Origin of the sequence: Streptomyces tamarix (assembly GCF_032423885.1) — a bacterium.
Classification (GTDB): domain Bacteria; phylum Actinomycetota; class Actinomycetes; order Streptomycetales; family Streptomycetaceae; genus Streptomyces; species Streptomyces tamarix.
Genome location: NZ_JAWCTQ010000099.1, coordinates 1 through 1193, shown reverse-complemented (window position 1 = coordinate 1193; position 1193 = coordinate 1). Strand labels below are relative to the sequence as shown.

At 56.1% G+C, this 1193-nt stretch carries 1 rRNA gene; it reads right to left on the bottom strand.

The window, feature by feature from the left end:
* Positions 1-22 precede the first annotated feature (22 nt).
* Positions 23-1193 (bottom strand): 23S ribosomal RNA (locus RND61_RS32420); the annotation flags it as partial.

The following is a 1193-nucleotide window of genomic DNA, read 5'->3' as shown; positions in this document are numbered from 1 at the left end:
AACACAGTGGACGCGAGCAACTGAGGACAAGCCCTCGGCCTATTAGTACCGGTCAACTCCACCCATCACTGGGCTTCCATATCCGGCCTATCAACCCAGTCGTCTACTGGGAGCCTTACCCTCTCAAGGAGGTGGGAATACTCATCTCGAAGCAGGCTTCCCGCTTAGATGCTTTCAGCGGTTATCCCTCCCGAACGTAGCCAACCAGCCATGCCCTTGGCAGAACAACTGGCACACCAGAGGTTCGTCCGTCCCGGTCCTCTCGTACTAGGGACAGCCCTTCTCAATATTCCTACGCGCACAGCGGATAGGGACCGAACTGTCTCACGACGTTCTAAACCCAGCTCGCGTACCGCTTTAATGGGCGAACAGCCCAACCCTTGGGACCGACTCCAGCCCCAGGATGCGACGAGCCGACATCGAGGTGCCAAACCATCCCGTCGATATGGACTCTTGGGGAAGATCAGCCTGTTATCCCCGGGGTACCTTTTATCCGTTGAGCGACGGCGCTTCCACAAGCCACCGCCGGATCACTAGTCCCGACTTTCGTCCCTGCTCGACCCGTCGGTCTCACAGTCAAGCTCCCTTGTGCACTTACACTCAACACCTGATTGCCAACCAGGCTGAGGGAACCTTTGGGCGCCTCCGTTACCCTTTAGGAGGCAACCGCCCCAGTTAAACTACCCATCAGACACTGTCCCTGATCCGGATCACGGACCCAGGTTAGACATCCAGCACGACCAGAGTGGTATTTCAACGACGACTCCACCCCAACTGGCGTTGGGACTTCACAGTCTCCCACCTATCCTACACAAGCCGAACCGAACACCAATATCAAACTGTAGTAAAGGTCCCGGGGTCTTTCCGTCCTGCTGCGCGAAACGAGCATCTTTACTCGTAGTGCAATTTCACCGGGCCTATGGTTGAGACAGTCGAGAAGTCGTTACGCCATTCGTGCAGGTCGGAACTTACCCGACAAGGAATTTCGCTACCTTAGGATGGTTATAGTTACCACCGCCGTTTACTGGCGCTTAAGTTCTCAGCTTCGCCCCACCGAAATGGAACTAACCGGTCCCCTTAACGTTCCAGCACCGGGCAGGCGTCAGTCCGTATACATCGCCTTACGGCTTCGCACGGACCTGTGTTTTTAGTAAACAGTCGCTTCTCGCTGGTCTCTGCGGCCACACCCAGCT